Origin of the sequence: Phenylobacterium montanum (assembly GCF_018135625.1) — a bacterium.
Taxonomy (GTDB): Bacteria; Pseudomonadota; Alphaproteobacteria; order Caulobacterales; family Caulobacteraceae; genus Poindextera; species Poindextera montana.
The window spans coordinates 882,535-903,129 of record NZ_CP073078.1 but is presented as its reverse complement, the minus strand read 5'-3'; the positions used below and the strand labels follow the sequence as shown (position 1 = coordinate 903,129).

12 protein-coding genes are annotated in these 20,595 nt (G+C 67.9%); 5 read left to right on the top strand and 7 right to left on the bottom strand.

Annotation, left to right across the window (positions count from 1 at the left end; genetic code table 11):
• The first annotated feature begins 259 nt into the window (after nucleotides 1-259).
• The 4 genes from betB (at nucleotide 260) to KCG34_RS04080 (ending at nucleotide 9,392) form a co-directional block, all read left to right on the top strand.
• A complete protein-coding gene (gene betB, locus KCG34_RS04095) occupies nucleotides 260-2,362 on the top strand; it encodes a betaine-aldehyde dehydrogenase (protein WP_249138387.1) in 2,103 nt (700 codons plus the stop codon).
• Nucleotides 2,363-2,380: 18 nt separating this feature from the next.
• A complete protein-coding gene (gene betA, locus KCG34_RS04090; RefSeq protein WP_211939126.1) occupies nucleotides 2,381-4,042 on the top strand; it encodes a choline dehydrogenase in 1,662 nt (553 codons plus the stop codon).
• A gap of 375 nt (nucleotides 4,043-4,417) precedes the next feature.
• Nucleotides 4,418-6,805, top strand: a complete 2,388-nt coding sequence (locus KCG34_RS04085) for a TonB-dependent receptor (protein WP_211939125.1) — start codon at nucleotides 4,418-4,420, stop codon at nucleotides 6,803-6,805.
• A gap of 103 nt (nucleotides 6,806-6,908) precedes the next feature.
• Entirely contained in the window at nucleotides 6,909-9,392 is a 2,484-nt protein-coding gene (locus tag KCG34_RS04080; protein ID WP_211939124.1) for an ATP-binding protein, read from the top strand.
• Here KCG34_RS04080 and KCG34_RS04075 read toward each other — a convergent pair.
• The 4 genes from KCG34_RS04075 to KCG34_RS04060 form a co-directional block, all read right to left on the bottom strand.
• The gene (locus KCG34_RS04075) at nucleotides 9,389-10,438 is read right to left on the bottom strand and encodes a GlxA family transcriptional regulator (protein WP_211939123.1); all 1,050 of its coding nucleotides are present in this window, start codon (nucleotides 10,436-10,438) and stop codon (nucleotides 9,389-9,391) included. The genes KCG34_RS04080 and KCG34_RS04075 overlap by 4 nt on opposite strands.
• Nucleotides 10,439-10,579: 141 nt before the next feature.
• A complete protein-coding gene (locus KCG34_RS04070; protein ID WP_211939122.1) occupies nucleotides 10,580-13,528 on the bottom strand; it encodes a DUF748 domain-containing protein in 2,949 nt (982 codons plus the stop codon).
• An 87-nt stretch (nucleotides 13,529-13,615) separates the two neighbouring features.
• Nucleotides 13,616-15,271: a tetratricopeptide repeat protein gene (locus KCG34_RS04065; RefSeq protein ID WP_211939121.1), complete on the bottom strand. Its 1,656-nt coding sequence runs from the start codon at nucleotides 15,269-15,271 to the stop codon at nucleotides 13,616-13,618.
• A gap of 74 nt (nucleotides 15,272-15,345) precedes the next feature.
• A complete protein-coding gene (locus tag KCG34_RS04060; protein ID WP_211939120.1) occupies nucleotides 15,346-15,789 on the bottom strand; it encodes a hypothetical protein in 444 nt (147 codons plus the stop codon).
• On the opposite strand from KCG34_RS04060, the gene KCG34_RS04055 reads away from it, so the two are divergent.
• Nucleotides 15,779-15,946, top strand: a complete 168-nt coding sequence (locus tag KCG34_RS04055; protein ID WP_211939119.1) for a hypothetical protein — start codon at nucleotides 15,779-15,781, stop codon at nucleotides 15,944-15,946. The genes KCG34_RS04060 and KCG34_RS04055 overlap by 11 nt on opposite strands.
• Nucleotides 15,947-16,051: 105 nt before the next feature.
• Here KCG34_RS04055 and KCG34_RS04050 read toward each other — a convergent pair whose 3' ends face one another.
• The 3 genes from KCG34_RS04050 to KCG34_RS04040 form a co-directional block, all read right to left on the bottom strand.
• Nucleotides 16,052-16,792: a UrcA family protein gene (locus KCG34_RS04050; protein ID WP_211939118.1), complete on the bottom strand. Its 741-nt coding sequence runs from the start codon at nucleotides 16,790-16,792 to the stop codon at nucleotides 16,052-16,054.
• Between the two features lie 267 nt (nucleotides 16,793-17,059).
• Nucleotides 17,060-17,620, bottom strand: coding sequence for a sarcosine oxidase subunit gamma (locus KCG34_RS04045; RefSeq protein WP_211939117.1), 561 nt, complete (start codon nucleotides 17,618-17,620; stop codon nucleotides 17,060-17,062).
• Nucleotides 17,613-20,591: a sarcosine oxidase subunit alpha family protein gene (locus KCG34_RS04040; RefSeq protein WP_249138386.1), complete on the bottom strand. Its 2,979-nt coding sequence runs from the start codon at nucleotides 20,589-20,591 to the stop codon at nucleotides 17,613-17,615. Before KCG34_RS04040 ends, KCG34_RS04045 begins: the two co-directional genes overlap by 8 nt.
• Nucleotides 20,592-20,595: the final 4 nt, after the last annotated feature.

The window sequence follows — 20,595 nt, the reverse complement described above, 5'->3', positions numbered from 1 at the left end:
TTGGACCTGTCGCCGGCCCGGTACGGTGTCCGGCGGGGCGAAAGTTGCAATGGGTGAGTTAACGCTGTCAACGTAAATGCACGGAGGCGAGCCCTTCGCACCCGCGGCTTGAGCTGAACGGACATTTAGTTTCGGTTCGTGGGCGAGCGCGGGCGCTCGTCGCTGTCAGCCGCGACGTCCTCAGAGTTGCGAAGGGGATTGACCTTTTCGAGTTCGACGGGCTTAGACTGGCGTTGAACGAAGATTCAATTTGGTGTCCATGGCCTCTCATCCCTCCTCCAACCCGGTCGGCGGCGCCCCGCCCAAGAGCGAAGCCGAGGAAGGCCGGCGCCAGCAGCTGATCGAGATGACCATCGATAGCCTGGCCGAGCTCGGCTATGTCGGATCCACCCTGTCGCAGATCGCGGGGCGGGCCAATGTCTCGCCGGGCCTCGTGGCGCACTATTTCGGCGACAAGGACGGCCTTTTGGACGCGGCTTTCCGCGCCCTGACCTCCAGCATCGGGGTCAAGGTCGTGACGCGGCTGCATCAGGCCAATGGCCCGCGAGAGCGGATCCAGGCCGTGATCGACGCCAATCTGGACGCCAAGGAGTTCGACCAGCGCACCGGCGCCGCCTGGCTGGCCTTCTGGGGTCAGGTGCTGCACACCGAGCGGCTGCGGCGCGTGCAGGCGGTCTATCAGCGGCGGATGCTGTCCAACCTGCGCCATGCGCTGAAGATGCTGGTGGCGCCGGCGGAGGCGAACCGTCTTGCGGCCATGATCGCGGCCATGATCGACGGGGTCTGGCTCCGGGCGGCCCTGTCCACTTGGCAGGAGGCCGACAGCGAGGCCGCGCGCGCGCTTCTGACCGCCTTCGTCGACAGCCGCCTTGCGCAGACGAGGGTCGCGCCCAAGGCCAGGCCCGCGGGCGAGCTGCGCCGCAGCTATGTCGGCGGCTGCTTCGTCGCCGGCTCGGGCGAGACTTTCAAGACCATCAACCCCGCCACGGGCGAGACCATCGCCGAGGTCGAGATCGCCGGGCCGGAGACGGTGGAGGCGGCGGTGGCGGCGGCCGAGCGCGGCCAGGCTCGCTGGGCGGCGATGACCGGGGCGGAGCGGGGCAGGGTGCTGAAACGCACGGCTGATCTCTTGCGCGCCGCCAATGACGAACTGGCCGAGCTGGAATGCCGCGACACCGGCAAGCCGATCCAGGAGACCATCGCCGTCGATGTGCTCTCGGGCGCCGACTGCCTGGAATATTACGGCGGCCTCGCCGCCACCCTGACCGGCGAGCAGGTCGACCTGGGGCCGGAGGCCTTCGGCTATACCCGCCGCGAGCCCCTGGGGGTGGTGGCCGGGATCGGCGCCTGGAACTACCCGCTGCAGATCGCCTGCTGGAAGTCGGCGCCGGCGCTGGCCTGCGGCAACGCCATGATCTTCAAGCCGGCCGAGCTGACCCCGCTGACCGCCCTGCGCCTGGCCGAGATCTTCACCGAGGCCGGCCTGCCCGACGGGGTGTTCAACGTGGTGCAGGGCTTTGCAGCCACCGGTCAGCTGCTGAGCCGCCACCCCAAGATCCGCAAGATCTCGCTGACCGGGGAGGTCGGCACGGGCAAGAAGGTGATGGCCGACGCCGCCGCCACCCTCAAGGCCGTGACGCTGGAATTGGGCGGCAAGTCGCCGCTGATCGTGTTCGAGGACGCCAAGCTGGACAACGCCGTCTCCGGCGCGCTCCTGGCCAATTTCTATTCGGCCGGCGAGGTCTGCTCGAACGGCACGCGGGTGTTCGTGCACAATTCGGTCAAGGCGGCGTTCCTGGAGAAGCTGGTCGGTCGGGTCTCCAAGATGGCGGTGGGCGACCCGCTGGATCCGAAGACCCAGGTCGGGGCGCTGATCTCGGAAGCCCACATGAACAAGGTGCTGGGCTATATCGAGCGCGGCCGCGCCGAGGGGGCCAAGGTCCTGGTCGGCGGCCATCGGGTGACGACAGGCGCCCTGGCCAAGGGCTGCTTCGTCGAGCCGACCGTGTTCGACGGCTGCCACGACGACATGGCCATCGTGCGGGAAGAGATCTTCGGCCCGGTGATGACCGTGCTGGGCTTCGACGATGAGGACGAGGTGGTCGCCCGCGCCAACGCCACCGAGTTCGGCCTGGCCGCCGGGGTGTTCACCAACGACCTGACCCGGGCGCATCGCGTCGTGGCGCGCCTGCAGGCCGGAACCTGCTGGATCAACCACTACAACATCACCCCGATCGAGCTGCCGTTCGGCGGCGTCAAGCAGTCGGGCCTGGGCCGCGAGAACAGCAAGGCCGCGATCGAGCACTATTCGCAATTGAAGAGCGTCTATGTCGCCCTGGGCGATATCGACTCTCCCTACTGACCGCAGGCGGACCGGCGGGTGGCTGACAGCTTCGACTATATCATCGTGGGCGCCGGCTCGGCCGGCTGCGTCCTGGCCAACCGGCTGAGCGAGGACGGCAAGTCCAGTGTGCTGCTGCTGGAATTCGGCGGGAACGACAGCTCGATCTTCATCCAGATGCCGACGGCCCTGTCGATCCCGATGAACAATCCCCGCTACATCTGGGCCTATGAGGCGGAACCGGAGCCGGCCCTGGGCGGGCGGCGCATCCACACCCCGCGCGGCAAGGTTTTGGGCGGATCGTCCTCGATCAACGGCCTGGTCTATGTGCGCGGCAATCCGCTGGACTTCGAGCGCTGGCAGGACGAAGGCGCGCGCGGCTGGGGCTATGGCGACGTGCTGCCCTATTTCAAACGCGCCGAGGACCGGGCGGAGGGCGGCGACGCCTATCGCGGCTCGGGCGGGCCGCTGAAAACTTCCTACGGGACTCTGCGCAATCCCCTGCATGAAGCCTGGCTGAAGTCGGCCGAGGCGGCCGGCTATCCCCTGACCGAGGACATCAACGGCCGCCAGCAGGAAGGCTTCGGCCGCATGGACATGACGGTGGGCGAGGGGCGGCGCTGGAGCGCGGCCAACGCCTATCTGAAGCCTATCCGCGGTCGCCGCCCGAATCTGGAGGTGCGCACCCATGCCCTGGTCACCCAGGTGGTGTTCGAGGGCCGCCGCGCCGTTGGCGTCAGGGTCCGTCAGGGCGGGCGCGAGACGACGGTCCGCGCCCGGCGTGAGGTGGTGCTGGCTGGCGGGGCGATCAACTCGCCGCAACTGCTCAAGCTGTCGGGCGTCGGTCCGGCGGAGGAACTGAAGCGGTTCGGGTTGCCGGTGGTGGCCGACCGCGCCGGGGTTGGCGAAAACCTGCAGGACCATCTGGAATTCTATTTCCAGGTCGCCAGCAAGCTGCCGATCACGCTCTATTCGGCGATGAATCCCCTGGCCAAGGCGCTGATCGGGGCGCGCTGGATCCTGTTCAAGAATGGCCTGGGGGCCACCAACCATTTCGAGAGCTGCGGCTTTATCCGAAGCCGCGCCGGGATCCGCTATCCAGACATCCAGTACCACTTCCTGCCCTTGGCGGTGACCTATGACGGCCAGTCCCTGGCCAAGCAGCACGGCTTTCAGGCCCATGTCGGGCCGATGCGGTCGAAGAGCCGCGGCTGGGTGCGGCTGACCTCGCCCGACCCGACCGCCAAGCCCGAGATCCGCTTCAACTATATGAGCCACCCGGACGACTGGACCGAGATGCGGGCCTGCGTGCGCCTGACCCGCGAGATCTTCGCCCAGGCGCCGTTCGATCCCTACCGCGGCGAGGAACTGCAGCCGGGGGCGGGCGCCACCAGCGACGAGGCGATCGACGCCTTCATCCGCGAGAAGATCGAAACCGCCTATCACCCGTCCTGCAGCTGCAAGATGGGGCGGGCCGACGATCCCATGGCGGTGGTCGATCCCGAGGCCAGGGTGATCGGCGTCGAATCCCTGCGCGTCGTGGACGCCTCGATCATGCCGTCGATCACCACCGGCAACCTCAACGCCCCGACCATCATGCTGGCGGAGAAGGCGTCTGACCATATTCTCGGCAAGCCGCCGCTCGCGCGGTCCAACGCCGACTATTACGTGGCTCCGAACTGGGAGACCGCGCAACGATAGGAAGGTGCGGCGGGCCGGCTGACGGGCCATGCCGCGACTTCGACGAGCTTTGGCGGCGCTGCGGATCGGCCCGCTGGGGCATCGGGTGATGATCGTTACGGCGTGCGCGCCGAAGCGATCGCGATGACTTGCGCAAAATCGAACTCAGGCCTAACAAAGGTTTGCCAATGCTTTGACGCATCAAGTGTTTTTGTGTGAAACTGGTGACGTGAACGCCGTTATGGGTGACGGATTCATTCAATAGCGTTGTTTCATCCGTTCATAGACTTCAGCGGATTTCCCAAGGGGCGGTCAGACCCTGGTGGAGGGGGCTCAAGCTTTCGGGCGGCCTCCGGCGATGCGCCAATCGAGCTGCGGTCCAATCAGGGGGATATCATGATGGCGTTTTCCAAGAGTTCGGCGAGGGCCTCGGCCTTGCGCAGCGGCCTGCTGGCCGGCGCCGCAGCGGCCGCCCTGGCCGGGCCGGCCTTCGCCCAGACCGCGGCGCCCGCTACTGCTGCCCCCGCTGCGGCGGCTCAGCCCGAGACCATCGACGCCATCGTCGTCACCGCCCAGCGGCGCGAACAGAAGCTGCAGGACGTCGGCATCGCGGTCACCGCCTTCTCCAGCAAGCAGATCGCCAGCCTGGGCATCAAGGATTCCACCGACCTGACCAAGGCCGCCCCCAGCCTGTCGATGAACGAGTACACGCCGTCGGCCGTCGTCTTCAACATCCGGGGTGTCTCGCAGAACGACTTCGGCGACGAGCAGGAACCGCCGGTCGCGGTGTACCAGGACGACGCTTATGCCAGCTCGTTCGTGTCCTCGGGCTTCCCCCTGTTCGACCTGCAACGGGTCGAAGTGCTGCGCGGGCCCCAGGGCACCCTGTTCGGCCGCAACGCCACCGGCGGGGCGATCCAGTTCATCTCCAACAAGCCGACCAAGGATTTCGAAGCCTACCTGACCGGAACCACCGGCAGCTTCAACGAGCGGGACTTCGAAGGCGCCGTGTCCGGCCCGGTGCGCGACAACGTGCAGGTTCGTCTGTCGGCGATGAGCGCCTATTCCGACGGCTACATCCAGGACCTGACCCCCGGCGTGCGCGACCGCGGCGGCACGAACCACTGGGCCTTGCGCGGCATCGTCGAATGGCAGCCGACCGCCGACACCAACGTCCAGTTCATCAGCAAGTACGCCCGCAATCCGCATGAGAACTCGGCGGGCATGTATTCGTGGGAGGCGGCCTATCCGAACGCCCACGGCCAGGGCACCTACCTGCCGGCCAACATGGTCAACCCGCTGCTGCTGCTGGGCTACAATCCGGCGTTTCCGGGGCCGAACTACCCGACCGGCACCGACCTGACCGGATACCGCAACGACGCCATCGACCCCCAACGCGGCGGCGACCCGTGGAAGGTCGCCACCAACCAGGACTCCTATACCGACCGCACGCTGGTGGATAATCAGATCAAGATCGAGGCGCCGCTGGGGCCGTTCCGCCTGACCTCGATCAGCGACCTGCAGAACATCTACAAGTCGTACATGGAGGACGCCAGCGCCTCGCCGATCGACCAGGTCAATTTCCGCCAGGGCGCCCACGTCACCCAGTATTCGGAAGAGTTCCGCCTGTCCGGCCACTTCGGCGAGCATGAGCTGGTCATGGGCGCCTATGGCATGGGGATCGACGGCCACTATACAGCTTCTTACTCGTTCCCCGCCGTGTTCAACCTGATCCCGGTGGTGCGCTTCAAGCAGAAGACCACCTCCTACGCCTTCTTCGCCCAGGACGAGTGGGAGCTGCCCGACAACTTCAAGGCCATCTTCGGCGCCCGCTACTGGCACGACGAGCGCAAGGTCAACTATTTCGCCACCGACAACACCGGCGAGACGGTGATCTTCAACACAGGGCGCGTCTACGCCTTCAACGCCGCCGCCGGGGCCCCGGTGACCAGCGGCATCACGGTTACGCCCGCCGACGCCGACAAGCAGTTCTCGGACTATTCGCTGCGGGCCGAACTGGACTACAAGCCCTCCCGCAACCTTCTGACCTATGTGAGCTTCAACCGCGGCACCAAGAGCGGCGGCTTCACCCTGTCGACCGCAACCCCGACGGCCGGGTTCGAAGTGTCGTTCCTCAATGGCATCCCCTATCGGCCCGAGGTGCTGGACGCCTACGAGATCGGCCTGAAGGCGTCGCTGCCGCTGTCGACCTCGCTGAACCTGACCGGGTTCTACTATGACTATCATCACTATCAGGCCTTCGCCGAATACGGCCTGGTGGAGACGGTGATCAACCTGCCTGCGCAGGAAGAGGGTTTCGAGGCGGAGCTGACCACCCACCCGATCCGCGGCCTGACCCTGCAGGCCAATTTCTCGGCCATGGACAACGAGGTGAAGGACGTCCCGCTGCCGGACCAGACCATCGTCACCCATCACCTGCCCCAGGACCCCAAGACCTCGGGCAGCCTCCTGGCGCGTTACGACTACTACGCCGACTGGGGCACGGCTTTCGCCCAGGTCGACGCGACCTACAAGGGCCGCTTCTGCTTCTCGGTGCTGTGCGCCCCGGTCGAGCACGAGGCGCCGCATACCGTGGTCAACCTGCGCGCCGGCTACACCCCGCCGAACAAGCGTTGGGACATGGCGGTCTATGTCAACAATGTCGGGCAGGAGATCTACCGGGTCTATACATTCGACGTGGCGGCCTATACCGGCCAGATCCCCAGCGTTTACGCCAGGCCTCGGACCTGGGGCCTGACGGCGACCTATCACTTCGGGAAGTAGGAACAGGGGCGGGCGAGGCCATTCGCGCCTCGCCTTGCGACCCGTTCTCAAAGCGCAAATCCCGCGCTGACGCTGGTAAAGTCGATCGATTGCGGCCGCGGGGTTGGCGAATCGGATGGCGGACAGGCAATTAACGAATGGAGATGATCGCGGCCTGTGGACGCGGGTCGTCATCGTCGCCGGTTTGGTCTTCTGCCTCACCTTCGTCAGCCTGCTGTTCCGGCGTCAGCTGAACGATCTGTCCGCAATCTGGCCCGCCAACGCCATCGTGGTGGCGGTGCTGCTTCGCTCGCAAAAGGCTTGGTGGCCCTCGCTGCTGCTGGCCGGCCTGCTGGCCAATGTCGCCGCCAAGCTGATCGCCGGGAACGCCCTGGCGCCGGTCGTGGTGTTGCCGGTGTGCAACAGCCTTGAAAACCTGGTCTGCGCCTGGGCGGCCCTGAGGCTGACGGGCGGCGAGGTCGACCTAACCCAGCCGCGCCAGTTGCGCGGCTTCGCATTGGCGGCGGGCGTCATCGCCCCGCTGTCGGCGGCGCTGGCTTCCGGCCTGCTCCTGTCCCTGTGGCGCGGCGATCCGCTGTTGGGCGACGTGCTTGACTGGTGGGCGATGGACGCCCTGGGCCTATTGACGATCACACCGGCGCTTCTGGTGGCGACGCCACAGGCGCTGAGAGAGCTCTGGGCCAGGTTTCGGGCGAGGCGAGGCGTCCTTTCCCTCGTGCTTCTGGGGATCAGCCTCGCGGCCGTGTTCGGCCAAAGCCGCTATCAGGTCTATTCCCTGATCCCAGCCTCGCTGGTGCTGGTCGCCTTCGAGCTGCACCTGACCGGGGCGGCCCTGGCGCTGCTCTGCACGGCCGCGGTTTCGATCATCCTGACCCATTTGGGACATCTGCCGGCCGGCGCCGAGGCGTTCGAGCCCGCCCAGCGCGTGCTGATGCTGCGGATCTATTTCGCCGCCACGACGGCCCTGGTGCTGCCGATCGCCTCCGCCCTGACCAATCGCGCCCGCCTGATGCAGGAACTGGAGCACAGGCAGGGCGAGACCCAGAGCGCGCTGGAGCGCCTGGCGGTCAGCGAGGCGCGCTATCGGGTGCTGGCTGATCGAACGGTGGACATCATCGCCCAGTTCGACCTCGACGGGGTGGTCCGCTACGTCTCGCCTTCCGTCGCCCAGCTGGGTTACCGGCCCGAGGACCTTGTCGGTCGCACGACGCAGCATCTCGTCCATCCGGACAATGCCAGGGAGGCCGCCGCGCGTTTGAGCCAACTGGCGGGCGGCGAGATCCCGGCTTCGGGCGTCGCCATGCGGCTGCGCCGGGCCGACGGAAGCTTTGTCTGGCTGGAAGGCAATCCTTCGCCGATCACCGACGAGGCCGGCCGGGTGATTGGCGTGGTCTCGGTCCTGCGCGACATCACCGAGCGTCGGCGCATGGAGGACGAGCTGCGCCGGCGCACGATCGAGGCCGAAGCCGCCTCGGTCGCCAAGTCGCAGTTCCTGGCCAATATGAGCCACGAGATCAGGACGCCGCTGACCGCCGTCATCGGCTTCACCGGCCTTCTGGAAGCCGAACCCGAACTCAGCGGCCGTTCGCGAACCTTCGTCGACCGGATTCGCAGCGGGGGCGAAGCCCTGCTCGACATCGTCAACGACATCCTCGACTTCTCAAAAATGGAGGCCGGCCAGATCCAGCTGGCGCCGCACGCCTTCGCGCCCGCTGCGCTGCTGCGCGAGGCCGTTGATCTGGTCAGCCGACAGGCGACGGCGAAGGGCCTGAGCCTGAACCTTTCGATCGGCGCGGCGCCCGACTTCGTCCATGCCGACAGCGCCCGCCTGAGGCAGGTGGTCCTCAATCTGCTGACCAACGCCATCAAGTTCACCCAGAAGGGCGAGGTCGAACTCAGCGCCGCCTATGATCCGGCCTCGCAGCAGTTGCGCGTGGCGGTGCGCGATACCGGCGAGGGCGTGTCGGCGGCCGATCAACGCCGGCTGTTCCAGCGCTTTTCGCAGCTGGACGGCTCGAATACGCGGCTCCACGGTGGAACCGGTCTTGGCCTTGCGATCTGCAAGAACCTGGTGGACCTGATGGCGGGCCGGATCGGGGTCGACAGCGTCGAAGGCGTTGGCTCGACCTTTTGGTTCGAGGTTCCCGCGCCGCCGGCCCAGGAGCCAGCGCCGGCCGGGGCGGTCTTTGGTGCGTCGGGCTCGGAGGATCGGCCCGCCAACATCCTGATCGTCGACGACATGTCGACGAACCGCGAACTGGTGCGCGCCATATTGGAGGCGGTCGGCCATCGGGTGGACGAAGCCGCCAGCGGGCCGGAGGCGATCGACGCGGCCGCAAAAACGCGGTTCGACGTGATCCTGATGGACATGCAGATGCCCGGCATGGACGGGTTGGCGGCGACCCGGGCGATCCGCAACTCCGCTGCGCTCAGCCACGGCGCGCCGATCGTCGCCCTCAGCGCCAATGTGCTTGAGCCTCAGATCGAAGCCTGCCTCGAGGCGGGAATGGACGATCACCTGGCAAAGCCGATCGTGCCCGCCAAGCTGTTGCAGAAGGTGGCGCAGTGGACCGGTGAAGCGGCCTAACCGAACACCCGCATGCCGGCCAGGTCGCCGACCTCGCCGGCGTGGTCGCTGCGGCGGCGTTGGCCGGAGGGGGAGGAGCCGTAGGTCTCCTTGAACTGGCGCGAGAAATGGGCGCAGTCGGCGAAGCCGGCCTCGTGGGCGATCTCGGTGACCGAGCGATCGGTGTTGCCGATCAGCCAGTGGGCGTAGCGGAGGCGCAGGTGCCGGTAGGCCGAAGCCGGGCTCATGCCCAGGGCTCCATGGCAAAGGCGTTCGAACTGGCGGGTGGAGAGGCCCAATTTATCGGCCACCAGCGAGATCGGCAGCGGCCGGGCCAGGTTCTGCTCCATCAACAGCAAGGCGCGGCGCACCCGCGGGTCGCTGACCTTTTCCGACATCGGCGGGTGCGGCTGGGCCTCGCCGCCGCCGCGGGTGCGGTCGAACAGCAGGACCTGGCTGGCCTTCTGCGCCACCGACCAGCCGATGTGGCGCTCGATCAGGTGGCTGGCCAGGTCGGCCGTGCCGGCGCCGCCGGCGCAGGTGATGCGGTCCCCGTCAGCGACGAACAGGCGGTCGGCGACCACGTCGTGGTCCGGGAACTCGTCCAGGAAGTCCTGGTAGTGGTACCAGCTGACACAGACCTTGCGGTTCTTCATCAGGCCGGCGCGGCAGAGGATGAAGCTGCCGGTGCACATGCCGATCAGCGGCACGCCGGCCTCGGACACCCGCTTCAGATAGCGTTCGGTGGCGTCGTCGATCTGGCGGCCGGCATGCAGCACCCCGCCGACCACCACCACATAGTCCAGCTCGCGCGGGTCCAGGAAGCTGGAGGTGGGCGAGGTCATCACCCCGCAGCTGGCGCGCAGGGGGTCGGGCCTCGAGGCCATGATCGACCACTGCACGTTCAGCGGCCGGCTGCGGTCGCCCTCGTCGGCGGCCAGGCGCAGATGGTCGATGAACAGGGCGAAGGCCGAGAGGGTAAAGTTCTCGGCCAGGACGATGCCCACCCGAAGCGGCGCGCGCCCAGCGGGCTTGATCTCGGAAGTCTGGGAGGTTCCGTACCGCATGCAGTTAAATGAGCATTCAATCGCGCGTTTGGCAATCAGGAATTTCCTGACGCGGGGCGACGCATGGGCCGGATGAATTGAACCTGGGCGACTTTCTCCCAGCTCGTGATTGAATGACCATTCAGCCGAAGGCGGTTCGTCCTACTTCAGGGTCAGCTGCATTCGCACCTGGGGCGCATCGGCGGGCGGGGCGGTGACGATGAAAACCCGGGTCGGATCGACCTTGCCGTCCTTCATCAGGGCGTCCTGCACCGCCTGGGCGCGGGCGCGGCCGAGCTGCTGCAGATCCTGGTCGCTGACGGCGACATGGGCGCGAATCTTCGCCTCCAGCCAATCGATGGCCAGCTGGTCGGCGTCGGGCTTGGGCCCCTGCTTGACCTCCGGCGGCTTGGGGACCTCGGGGCGGGCTCCGAAATCTTTCTGATAGAGCTGCTCTAGCATGGCGCGGCGCAGCGCGACGGGCGTGGGCGCCTTGCCATACCAGGCCTTGGCCGGCGGCTTGAACTGCGCCTGCGCCGCGGCGATCTCGGCCTGGTAGCGGGCCTCGGCCAGCACAGGCCGGTCTGCCGCCGGATCGGCCACCATGGGGATTTCCAGATTGACGGCCGGGTGGTCATTCAGCGCCTGCGCCAGGCTCGCGACCTTGCGCCCGCCGGCTTCGTCCAGGCCTGCGGCGCCCGGGGCGAAGTCGACATAGCTCAGCTCCTCGCCGCCGCCGAACAGCTTGCCCAGCGCGGTGAAGGGTGCGGTCGCCACCTTGACCATCAGGTTGTGCACGATGTGCCAGATCACCGGCCAGACCTTGAACTTCGGGTCGTCCAGGCTGCCGTCGATCTCGATCGGCACGTCGATCACCCCGTTCCGGTCCTTCAACAGCGCCACGATCAGCTTGACCGGCAGCTTCACCGCGTCGGCGCTGTCGACCTTGTCGCCCAGCTGCAGCTGGTTGATCACCACGTGATGGGTGGCGTGCAGCTTCGTATCGTCGATGTTGTAGTGGAGATCGATGTTCAGCTTGCCCTTGTCGATGCGATAGCCGGCGAACTTGCCGGAGTAGGGCGACAGGGTGGTGAGCTCAATGTTCTGGAAGCTCATCTTCACGTCGGTATAGCTCCGGGCGGCGAAATAGTTGATCTGGCCGTCGATCTTGACTGGCGAATAGCGGTCCACCTGGCCGGTCAGGGCGACCGTGGCGCGGGCGTCCTGGCGGCCGGACAGACCCTTGATGGTCCCGCCGAGGCTCTGGATGCCGGCGGCGAAATGGGGGGTCAGGGTCAGGTCGCCATAGTCCAGCGTCCCGCCCTGTATCCGCACCAGGCCGATCTCGACCGGCAGGGCCTGGCGCGGCGCGGTCGGCGCGGTCTTGGCGTCGCCGGCGGACGGAGCCGCTGGCCGGACGGCGCCCGGCGGGCTCAGCACGTCCTGGATGTTGGTCACATAGTTCGGCCCGATCACCAGCTTGGCGTAGGGCGCGCGCGCGGTGACGGTCTTGACCTTGATCGCCAGGGGCTTGGTCTGGACGCTGATCCCGTCGAGGGCCAGTCTACGCCAGTTGACCAGGTCCTGCTTCAAGACCCTGTCGACCGTATGCAAATCGTCGATCGCCGCCTGGCCGGCATAGGTCGCCGCGCCGTCGGCGTAGGTCAGGTGACCGTGGGCGCCGAGCTTGCCCGAGAGCAGATTCAGGTTGGCCGACTTGTCCAGATAGGGCTGCACGCGCTGCAAGGTCAGGCCCTGGGCGTCGAGGTCCAGGTCCGTCGCCAGCCTGGTCAGGTCCACACTCCCCTTGGCGGCGACGCGGCCGCCGCCATCGACGCCGGTGCTGGCCTCGACCTGGACGGGCGCCGTGATCGGCAGGGCTAAGCCGGTGACGGTGAACTCGACCGGCGTGGCGGCGACCTTGACGGGGGACGAGGCGGTGCGGTCCTCGAAGGTCACCGCGCCGGCGTGAATGCGGAGGTCCGGAAGGCTGACGGTCCAGGCAGGCCCGGCGGGCGCAGCGACGGCTGCGGGAGCCTTGGGATGGGCCGGCCCCGCCAAACGTGCCAGGTTGATCCCGTCACGGTCGAGCCAGGCGGTGACGCTGGGCTGGTTCAGCACGATACCGCCGACCTTCACCGCCCTGGCGGGGGCATCCACATGGACGCCGCTGACAGTCACCAGCGGCAGGCTGACCCAATCGCGATCGGCGCCGCGGGCGCGCAGACCCACGCCGGCGAGCTTGGCCTGGTCGATGTCGAGCGTCAGCTTCAGCCGCTCGCGGTCCAGGGCGAAATCGTAGCCGGCCAGGACGTCGAGGGCGCCGCCGCTGACACCGAAGGGCAGGGCGTCGCCCGCCAGCGCCGCAAGGGGCTGGGCCTTGATGCTGGTCAGAGTCACCCGTCCCCGCGAAGTCAATGGCGCGACGCCGAGGCTTCCCGTCCACGCCAGATGCTCGCCGCGGTCGGTGACAGCTTTCAGCGAAAACTTGGCGCCGTCTTCGACAGTGCTGAAGTCGTGCAGGCTGAAGCCGATCGGGGCGAAGGCCTTTGTGAAGGGGATCTCGCGGTCGAGATCGACAAACTCGCCCGCGCCGCGCTGGATCGACAGGTGATCGATCCGGACCTTCGGCGGCGGCCCCTTGGGCGCCGGCTTGCCGCTGGGCGGCGGGGCGAGGTCCATCAGGTTAAGCCGGCCGCCGGGGCGGATCACCACCCGTAGCCTGGGCCCCTCCAGCGCGATCTCGGTGAAGTCCAGCCCACGCCAGATCGAGCTGGGCGAGACCTGCACCGCCAGTCGGTCGAAGCCAATCATCGGCTTGCCGTCGGCGTCAGGCAGGCGGAAATCCTGGGCCTCCAGCCTGAGTGTGAACGGATTGACCCGCACCTCGCCGATCGAGGCTTGGCGGTGATAGCGCTGGTCGGCCTGGGCGACCACCTGCGAGCGAATCAGCCGCGGCGCCGCCCAGAAGCCGAAGGCGGCGTACAGGCCAATCAAGACCGCCAGAATGACGACGGCGATCGCGGCGAGCCTGAGCGGCCGTGGCCAGGGCGACCGCGCCGGGCGGTGCTCTTCGCGAGGGGGCTGAGCTGAATCGAGCTTGGAGTGCATCTGGATGCCGTACTACGCCGCATCGGGGCGTCCCATAGTCAAGTCACTCTATACCGTCCCGCCGAGCGCGATGGAGCCCGACATTGTTCACAGCCGCGCCAAGCTGACCGGCGGCCCGCGCCAGCCGCGGCTAGCCCTGGCGGCGTCCCGCTTGGCGGCTGCGTTTTGCCCCGCCGCCAGCTCGGCCTTGGCCAGCACCTGCAGGGTCAGCGGCTCCTCAGGCCAGGTCTTGAGCGCCTTGCGCGCTTCCTCGGCGGCGCGGGCCGGCTCGCCGGCGGCCAGCAGGGCGGCGGCGAGGCTGCGGCGCTCCGGGTACCACCACTGCGGCGGGTCGCTGAGCTGCCAGTCGGAGAGGTTCTTGTCCTGCAGCTGGACAGCGGCCTGATAGGCGGCGATCGCGCCCTGGTGGTCGCCCTGCAGCATGGCGGCGCGGCCCTTCAGCGTCAGTTGGGCGATCTTCAGCACCGCCGAGGTCGCGTCACGCACATAGGCCGGAGCGGCGTCTACAGCCTCTTTGCTAGGGCCGGACTGGGCCGCCTCTGCGAGAACCCCGGCGCTGTCGCCCTTGGCGGCGAAGGCTTCGCCGCGGGCGTAGTGGCGCAGCGCTTCGGTCAGGGGCGCCGCGGCCCCCGGATCCGGCATGGCGAGCGCCCGGCCCGGCGCAAAGCGGCCATAGGCGACAAGCGCCCAGCCCGCCATGCTCTGGGCGCCAGGCACGTGGGCCGCAGCCGGATACGCGTAGGCCTCGTGGTCGGCGAGACGCAGGGCCAGGGGACCATCGCCCGCGGCCATGGCCCCCGACAGGCCGAACCGCAGGTCATGGCCGTGATAGCGCACTTGGCCCTGAGGGCGGGCGTCCCGGGTGGCTTGCAGGTAGGCGCCGTCCGAGGCGATGGCCGCCGCGTTGCTGGTCGCGGCGTCCTCGTAGCGGCCCACGCGGAAGAAGGTGTGCGAGGCCATGTGCACCAGGTGGCTGGCGCCGGGGGCCAGGCGGCCGAGCCGCTCGGCATAGGGCAGGGCCAGGGCTGGCTCGCCGTTGAACTCGGTGGCGTGGATATAGAAGTGAATGGCGCCGGTATTGTTTGGATCGCGGCGCAGGACCGGCTCCAGCACCGAAACCGCGCGGGGAACGCCCTGGAAGTCTTCATGGCTCGACGCCACGATCAGCCAGGCGTCCGAGGTCAGGATGGCGACTTCGGCGTCATCCGGATAGGTGCGAGACAGGGCGTCTACGGCCTTGGCGAAGGCAAGGTCCGAGGCGGCCGTGTCGGCGCCGTAGCGCAGCTTCAGCGCCTGCAACAGGCCTCGGTTCTTCGCCGATTCACCGGCGCCGAGGGCGAAGGCCTTGTCCGCCAGGGCCGCGGCCGCCTTGGTCTCGTCGGCCGAAATGTCGAAATTGATGGTCGGCCCCGCCGCCCAGGCCTGGCCCCAGACGCACATGGCGCAGGTGGGGTCCAGCTCGGCGGCGCGCTTGAAGGCGGCCTTGGCGTCGTCGTGATAGAAGGCGTGCGCCAACTGCATGCCGTAGTCGAACCAGGCCTGGGCCTCGTGGCTGCGGGTAGCGACCGGAAAGCCCCCGCTGCCGACGCCGGGCACCCTCACCAGGCGCCGTTCGCCGCCGGCGGCGACGGGGTGCTCGGCCGAGCAGATATAGCCGATGGCCCGGTGCGAGACGGCGTCGCTCGCCACCGCCATGGGCGCCGAGGCCAGGGCGAGGCCCGCCGCCAATCCGGATATCTTCATGCGGCGGCCTCCCCAAATCACGACACACAAGGTTCGGCCGGCCCGACCTGTCGTCAAGCCGGCCGGTCAGTTTTCTATTTCAGGATGGCTTCGCGGGCCCACACGTCTCCGAGCACCGTGCGGACCGTGCCGCGCGCGGCCTGTTCGCTATCGGCCTTGGGGATCGAGCCGAAGATCTTGGCTTGAAGCGCGTAGCCATCCGCCACCGAGCGGTCGAACGCCGCCATGTTCTTGTATTCCGTGGCCAGGATGATGTCGGGCTCGCCCTGGCGCGGGTCCGCGACCAGATAGACCTTGTAGTCGATGATCACGCCTTCCTTCTTCAGCGCCTCTTCCTGGGCTTTCCACTGGGTGTCGAGCCAGTGCATGTATTCGTCGAAATGCCCGTCCTTGGTCTGGATCTGGCCGAAGTCCCAGACCGGCCCGTTCTCGAAGCTTGGGGCGTTCTCGTCAGCGGCTAGGGCCGGGACGGCGGCGAACAGGGCGGCCGCGGCCAGTGAAGCAAGCATGAATTTCATGACCATCTCCGAAGGCTCAGTGTTGGCGGAGAAGGGGTATGGCTTGAGTTCAAGCGATGTCGGCCAGCTGACGATGCCGCCAGCTTCGCCGCGCCCCTGCGCCGCATGGCGCGCAGAACGCCTGCAGGCAGATGGCGAAACAACTGAACATTTTTGACCGCGGACCAGAGATCCAGCAAACAAACTCTAACCGGCCGCGTGTTCAGCGCCGGCCTCCCCGCTTCCTTGAGGTTTCGGGGAGGCCGTGAAGCCGAAAGCTCTGCTATTTGTGCGCAAGCGTGATCGCGGCGTTAGCCTGGGTCATGCCGCCGTCGACCGCTACGCTCAAGCAGTCCTGGCCGGAAGGATTGGGCAGATACAGGCTCTCTGGATAGAGGTCGTTGAGCTGCGAGCAGATCAGGCTCGCGGTCTCCTTGACCCGTTCCTTGAGCGCTGCTGCGCCCGCCTGCGTGGCGAGGTCCAGGTCCCCGTATTGCACCCGGCGCGAGAGCGAGACCGATTCAGGGTTCTGGCCGCGCGCGCCGGACACCCGATGCACCACCAAGCGCGGCGCCGTGACCGTCACTTCATTGGGCAGCATGGCGATCTTGCGTGTGGCCTCGATGACCGCCTTGGCCTGGGTCATGCCGCCATCGACCGCCACCGCTACGCAGTCCTGGCCTGTCGGGTTGGGCAGGTACAGGGTTTCCGGGTAGATGTCATACAGTTGCGCGCAGATCCCGCTCGCCGTGTCCTTGATCCGTTGCTCAAGGGTCGCTGCGCCCGCTTGGGTGGCGAGATTGAGGTCGGCGTAGCCTACCCCGCGGGAAAGCGTCACGGTGGCTGGGTGTTCATTGCGCGCGCCTGACGCGCGGTGCTCGACCACGCGGGGCGCGGTCACGGTGACCTCATCGACCTGTTGAGCCATCGCCGGCGCGCCTGCGATCAGGCATCCACCCATAAAGACGCTCGCCGCGGCGAACGCCGATAGCTTCGTGCGAAGCCCAATCAGTTGCCTGGCCATGCCAAGTCTCCCAGTTTGAGTTTCAACTGGAAGGTCTTATCGATCATTATCCCCCTGATCCCATTGACGTAAGTCAACGATCCTCGCGGATGTGGAATTCAATGAATGAAATATGAGATTTCGCGTCGATATTCGGGCGCCGTGAATGTTTCCGGAAGCACGTCGCGTGGGATTTCAAGGGGAGATAGTCTCATCAACTGCTGAGGTTGTTTGATTTTCGACCGCACCATTGTTGCGAAGGATTATCGTCTTGGCGCCGATTCACCGTCAGCCGCCGACGAACTCCGCCCCAGCGGCCTCCAGGAACCGCCAGGCATAGGCGGCGAACGACCGCCAGACCTCGATGTGGAAAGCGTCTGACCCCGTGCGCCATAGCACCACCTCGACCTTGGCCATGACCGTGCGCGTGCACATGCCGACGGGGAAGGCGGCCGGGGCGAGGTCCAGCGGGCAGCCGACCGAAAGCAGGGTCTCGGCCAGAGCGCCGGTGACAACAAGGCCGGTCTGGCGCTGGCTGACCTCGACCAGCGCATGGGGCAGGCCGTCCATGGCCTGCTCCAGGGCGGCGGACAGGCTCTCGGCCTGACCGGCGGGGGCCAGCAGCAGCCATTCGTCCGGCCCGAGCCAGAGGGCGTGGCGCTCGCCGGCGCCGGCGGCGCGGCAGGCCTGGTGGGGCAGGGCGAAGCCGAGTGCGACTTCGGCCGCGGCCAGGGCCTCGTCACGTCCGCGCAGGACGAAGCGGGCCATGGGCGGAGCCGCCGCCAGACCGAGCGGCGCTGCCGCGGTAAAGCCGTCCAGAGGGCGGCGGATGGTCAGGGTCTCAGCCATTCACCCGCGCTCCTTCGGAATCGTAGAACACCGGCGAGACCACCTGCACCGGGATATCGCCGCCGGGAGAGGGCGAGAACAGGGTCTGGCCCACTTTCGCGCGCCCGCCCCTGACCATGGCCAGGGCGATCGAGCGGCCGAGCACGGCGCTGTAATAGGACGAGGTGACGTGTCCGATCAGGGTCATGGGCGGCGCCTGACCGCGCGTTGCGACGATCTGGGCGCCTTCCTCGAGCACGGTCTCGGGGTTGGCGGTCAAAAGGCCGACCAGCTGCTTGCGGTCGGGGTCGGCCATGGACGGCCGCGCCAGCGAGCGCTTGCCCACGAAGTCCGGCTTGGCCTTGCCGATGCACCAGGACAGGCCCACATCGTCGGGCGTCGCGGTCCCATCGGTCTCCTGGCCGACGATGATGAAGCCCTTTTCGGCGCGCAGCACGTGCATGGTCTCGGTGCCATAGGGCGTCAGGCCATACGGCTGGCCGGCGGCCCAGATCGCCTCCCAGACCGCGCGCGCGTGATCGGGGGCGACATTGACCTCGAAGCCCAGCTCGCCGGTGAAGCTGACGCGGAACAGGCGGGTGGGGACGCCGCAGATGGTCCCATGGCCTAAGCTCATGTGCGGCAGGGCTTCCGGCGACAGGTCGATCCCTTCGACCAGGCCGGACAGGATTTCCCGCGCCTTGGGCCCCTGTAGCGCGATGACCGCCCATTCCTCGGTGGTCGAGGTCAGCCAGACGTTCAGGTCCGGCCACTCGGTCTGCAGGTAGTCCTCCATCATAGACAGGACGCGCGGGGCGCCGCCGGTGGTGGTGGTGACGTGGAAGCGGTCCTTGGCGATGCGGCCGACGACGCCGTCATCAGTGACGAAGCCGTCCTCGCGGCAGAGCACGCCATAGCGGCACTTGCCGACGCCGAGCTTGGTCCAGGCGTTGACGTACATGCGGTTCATGAACTCGGCGGCGTCGGGGCCGACGACCTCGATCTTGCCGAGAGTGGAGGCGTCGAAGATTCCGCAGGACGAGCGCACCGCCAGGCATTCGCGGCGGACGGCGGCCTCCATGTCCTCCGACCCGCGAGGGAAGTAGCGAGCGCGCTTCCACAGGGAGACGTCCTCGAACACCGCGCCCTGCTCTGCGGCCCAGGTGTGGATGGGCGTCGTGCGGATGGGGTCGAACAGGTCCTCGCGCGCCAGGCCTGCCAAGACGCCGAAGGTCACCGGCGTATAGGGCATGCGGAAGGTGGTCAGGCCGATCTTCGGGATCGGCTTGCCCAGGGCGTCGGACACCACGCCCAGGGCGTTGATGTTCGAGGTCTTGCCCTGGTCGGTGGCCATGCCGGTGGTGGTGTAGCGCTTGATGTGCTCGATCGACTGGAAGCCCTCGCGCACCGCCAGCTTCAGGTCCTTGGTGGTGACGTCGTTCTGCCAGTCGACGAAGGCTCTAGCCTGGACGCCGCGATCGTGGGGCAGGGCGCCGATCACGCCCTCCGGCGCCGGCTCTGTGGCCTTGACCTGGAAGCTCCGCTGGGCGGCGACGCCCGCAGCCTCGGCCCCCGCAGCCCAGCCGTCGGCCAGGGCCTCGGCTAGGCCGAAGCGGCCGCGGCAGGCGCCGGCCGAGCGCTCGGCTTCCGCCGATTGGCCAGGCAGATAGGCCTGAAGGTTCTCATCCCAGGTGAGCTTGCCGCGCGACTGCGAGAACAGGTGGACGCTGGGGGTGAAGCCGCCCGACATCAGGACGGCGTCGCAGGCCACGGTCTCGGCCGCGCCGACTTGGCCGGCGCCGGTGATCTTGGAAAGCCGCGCCCCGCTGACCCGCTTGGTCCCGTAAGTCCCAGTGATGGCGCAGCCGGCGCGGATCGGCAGCTTGGCCGCGCGCGCGGCGTCGACCAGGGGGCCCGAAGGATCGGGCCGCACGTCGGCGATGGCGGCGATCTCGACCCCGGCGCGGTGCAGGTCCAGCGCCGCGCGATAGGCGCCGTCGTGACCTGTGGCGATCACCACCCGGCGGCCGGGCAGGACGCCATAACGGCGCAGATAGGTGCGCGCGGCCTCGGCCAGCATCACGCCCGGACGGTCGTTGTCGGGGAACACCAGCGGCCGCTCGATCGACCCTGCGGCCAGCACCACCTCTTTGGCGCGCACCTGCCACAGGCGCTCGCGCGGCTGGCCGGCCTTGGGCTGGGCAAGGTGCTCGGTCAGGCGCTCGGCCACGCCGATCATGTTGTGGGCGAAATAGCCAAAGGCGGTGGCGCGGGAGAGCAGGGTGACGCGCGGATTGGCGGCCAGGGTCGCCAGCGCCTTGGCGGCCCATTCGCCGGCCGGCTCGCCGTCGATGAAGGCCTCGGTCGCGGCCAGGAGCGAGCCGCCCATTTCGGCCTGCTCGTCGACCAGCATCACCCGGCCGCCGCCTTCCGCCGCCGCCAGGGCCGCGGCGATCCCGGCCGGGCCGGCGCCGACCACCAGCACCTCGCAGTGGGCATAGCGGCTGAGATAGCGGTCGGGGTCGGGCGCGCCGGGCGCCTTGCCGAGGCCCGCGGCGCTGCGGATGAACGGCTCGTAGAGCTTGTCCCAGGCCTTCCGCGGCCACATGAAGGTCTTGTAGTAGAAGCCGGCGGAGATGAACGGCGCGATCAGCTCGTTCAACGCCCCGACGTCGAAGCTGAGGCTCGGCCAGCGATTCTGGCTTTCGCTCGACAGCCCGTCATAGAGCTCGACCTGGGTCGCGCGCAGGTTCGGCGCCGAGCGGGCGGCGTCGCGGCGCACATCCACCAGGGCGTTGGGCTCGTCCGAGCCGGAGGCGATCACCCCGCGCGGGCGGTGATACTTGAACGAGCGGCCCATCAGGTGGACGCCGTTGGCCAAGAGGGCCGAGGCCAGGGTGTCGCCTTCGAAGCCTTGATAGCTCGCGCCATCGAAGGTGAAGCGCACCGGCTTGGACCGATCGATGCGGCCGCCGGCGGGCGTGCGGAACATCTGG

Excerpts from the sequence above, each read along its gene's own strand:
- betB (WP_249138387.1), top strand. The coding sequence starts at position 260 with ATGGCCTCTCATCCCTCCTCCAACCCGGTCGGCGGCGCCCCGCCCAAG.
- KCG34_RS04085 (WP_211939125.1), top strand. The coding sequence starts at position 4,418 with ATGATGGCGTTTTCCAAGAGTTCGGCGAGGGCCTCGGCCTTGCGCAGC.
- KCG34_RS04075 (WP_211939123.1), bottom strand. The coding sequence starts at position 10,438 with ATGCGGTACGGAACCTCCCAGACTTCCGAGATCAAGCCCGCTGGGCGC.
- KCG34_RS04070 (WP_211939122.1), bottom strand. The coding sequence starts at position 13,528 with ATGCACTCCAAGCTCGATTCAGCTCAGCCCCCTCGCGAAGAGCACCGC.
- KCG34_RS04065 (WP_211939121.1), bottom strand. The coding sequence starts at position 15,271 with ATGAAGATATCCGGATTGGCGGCGGGCCTCGCCCTGGCCTCGGCGCCC.
- KCG34_RS04055 (WP_211939119.1), top strand. The coding sequence starts at position 15,779 with ATGAATTTCATGACCATCTCCGAAGGCTCAGTGTTGGCGGAGAAGGGG.
- KCG34_RS04060 (WP_211939120.1), bottom strand. The coding sequence starts at position 15,789 with ATGAAATTCATGCTTGCTTCACTGGCCGCGGCCGCCCTGTTCGCCGCC.
- KCG34_RS04050 (WP_211939118.1), bottom strand. The coding sequence starts at position 16,792 with ATGGCCAGGCAACTGATTGGGCTTCGCACGAAGCTATCGGCGTTCGCC.
- KCG34_RS04045 (WP_211939117.1), bottom strand. The coding sequence starts at position 17,620 with ATGGCTGAGACCCTGACCATCCGCCGCCCTCTGGACGGCTTTACCGCG.
- KCG34_RS04040 (WP_249138386.1), bottom strand. The coding sequence starts at position 20,591 with ATGTTCCGCACGCCCGCCGGCGGCCGCATCGATCGGTCCAAGCCGGTG.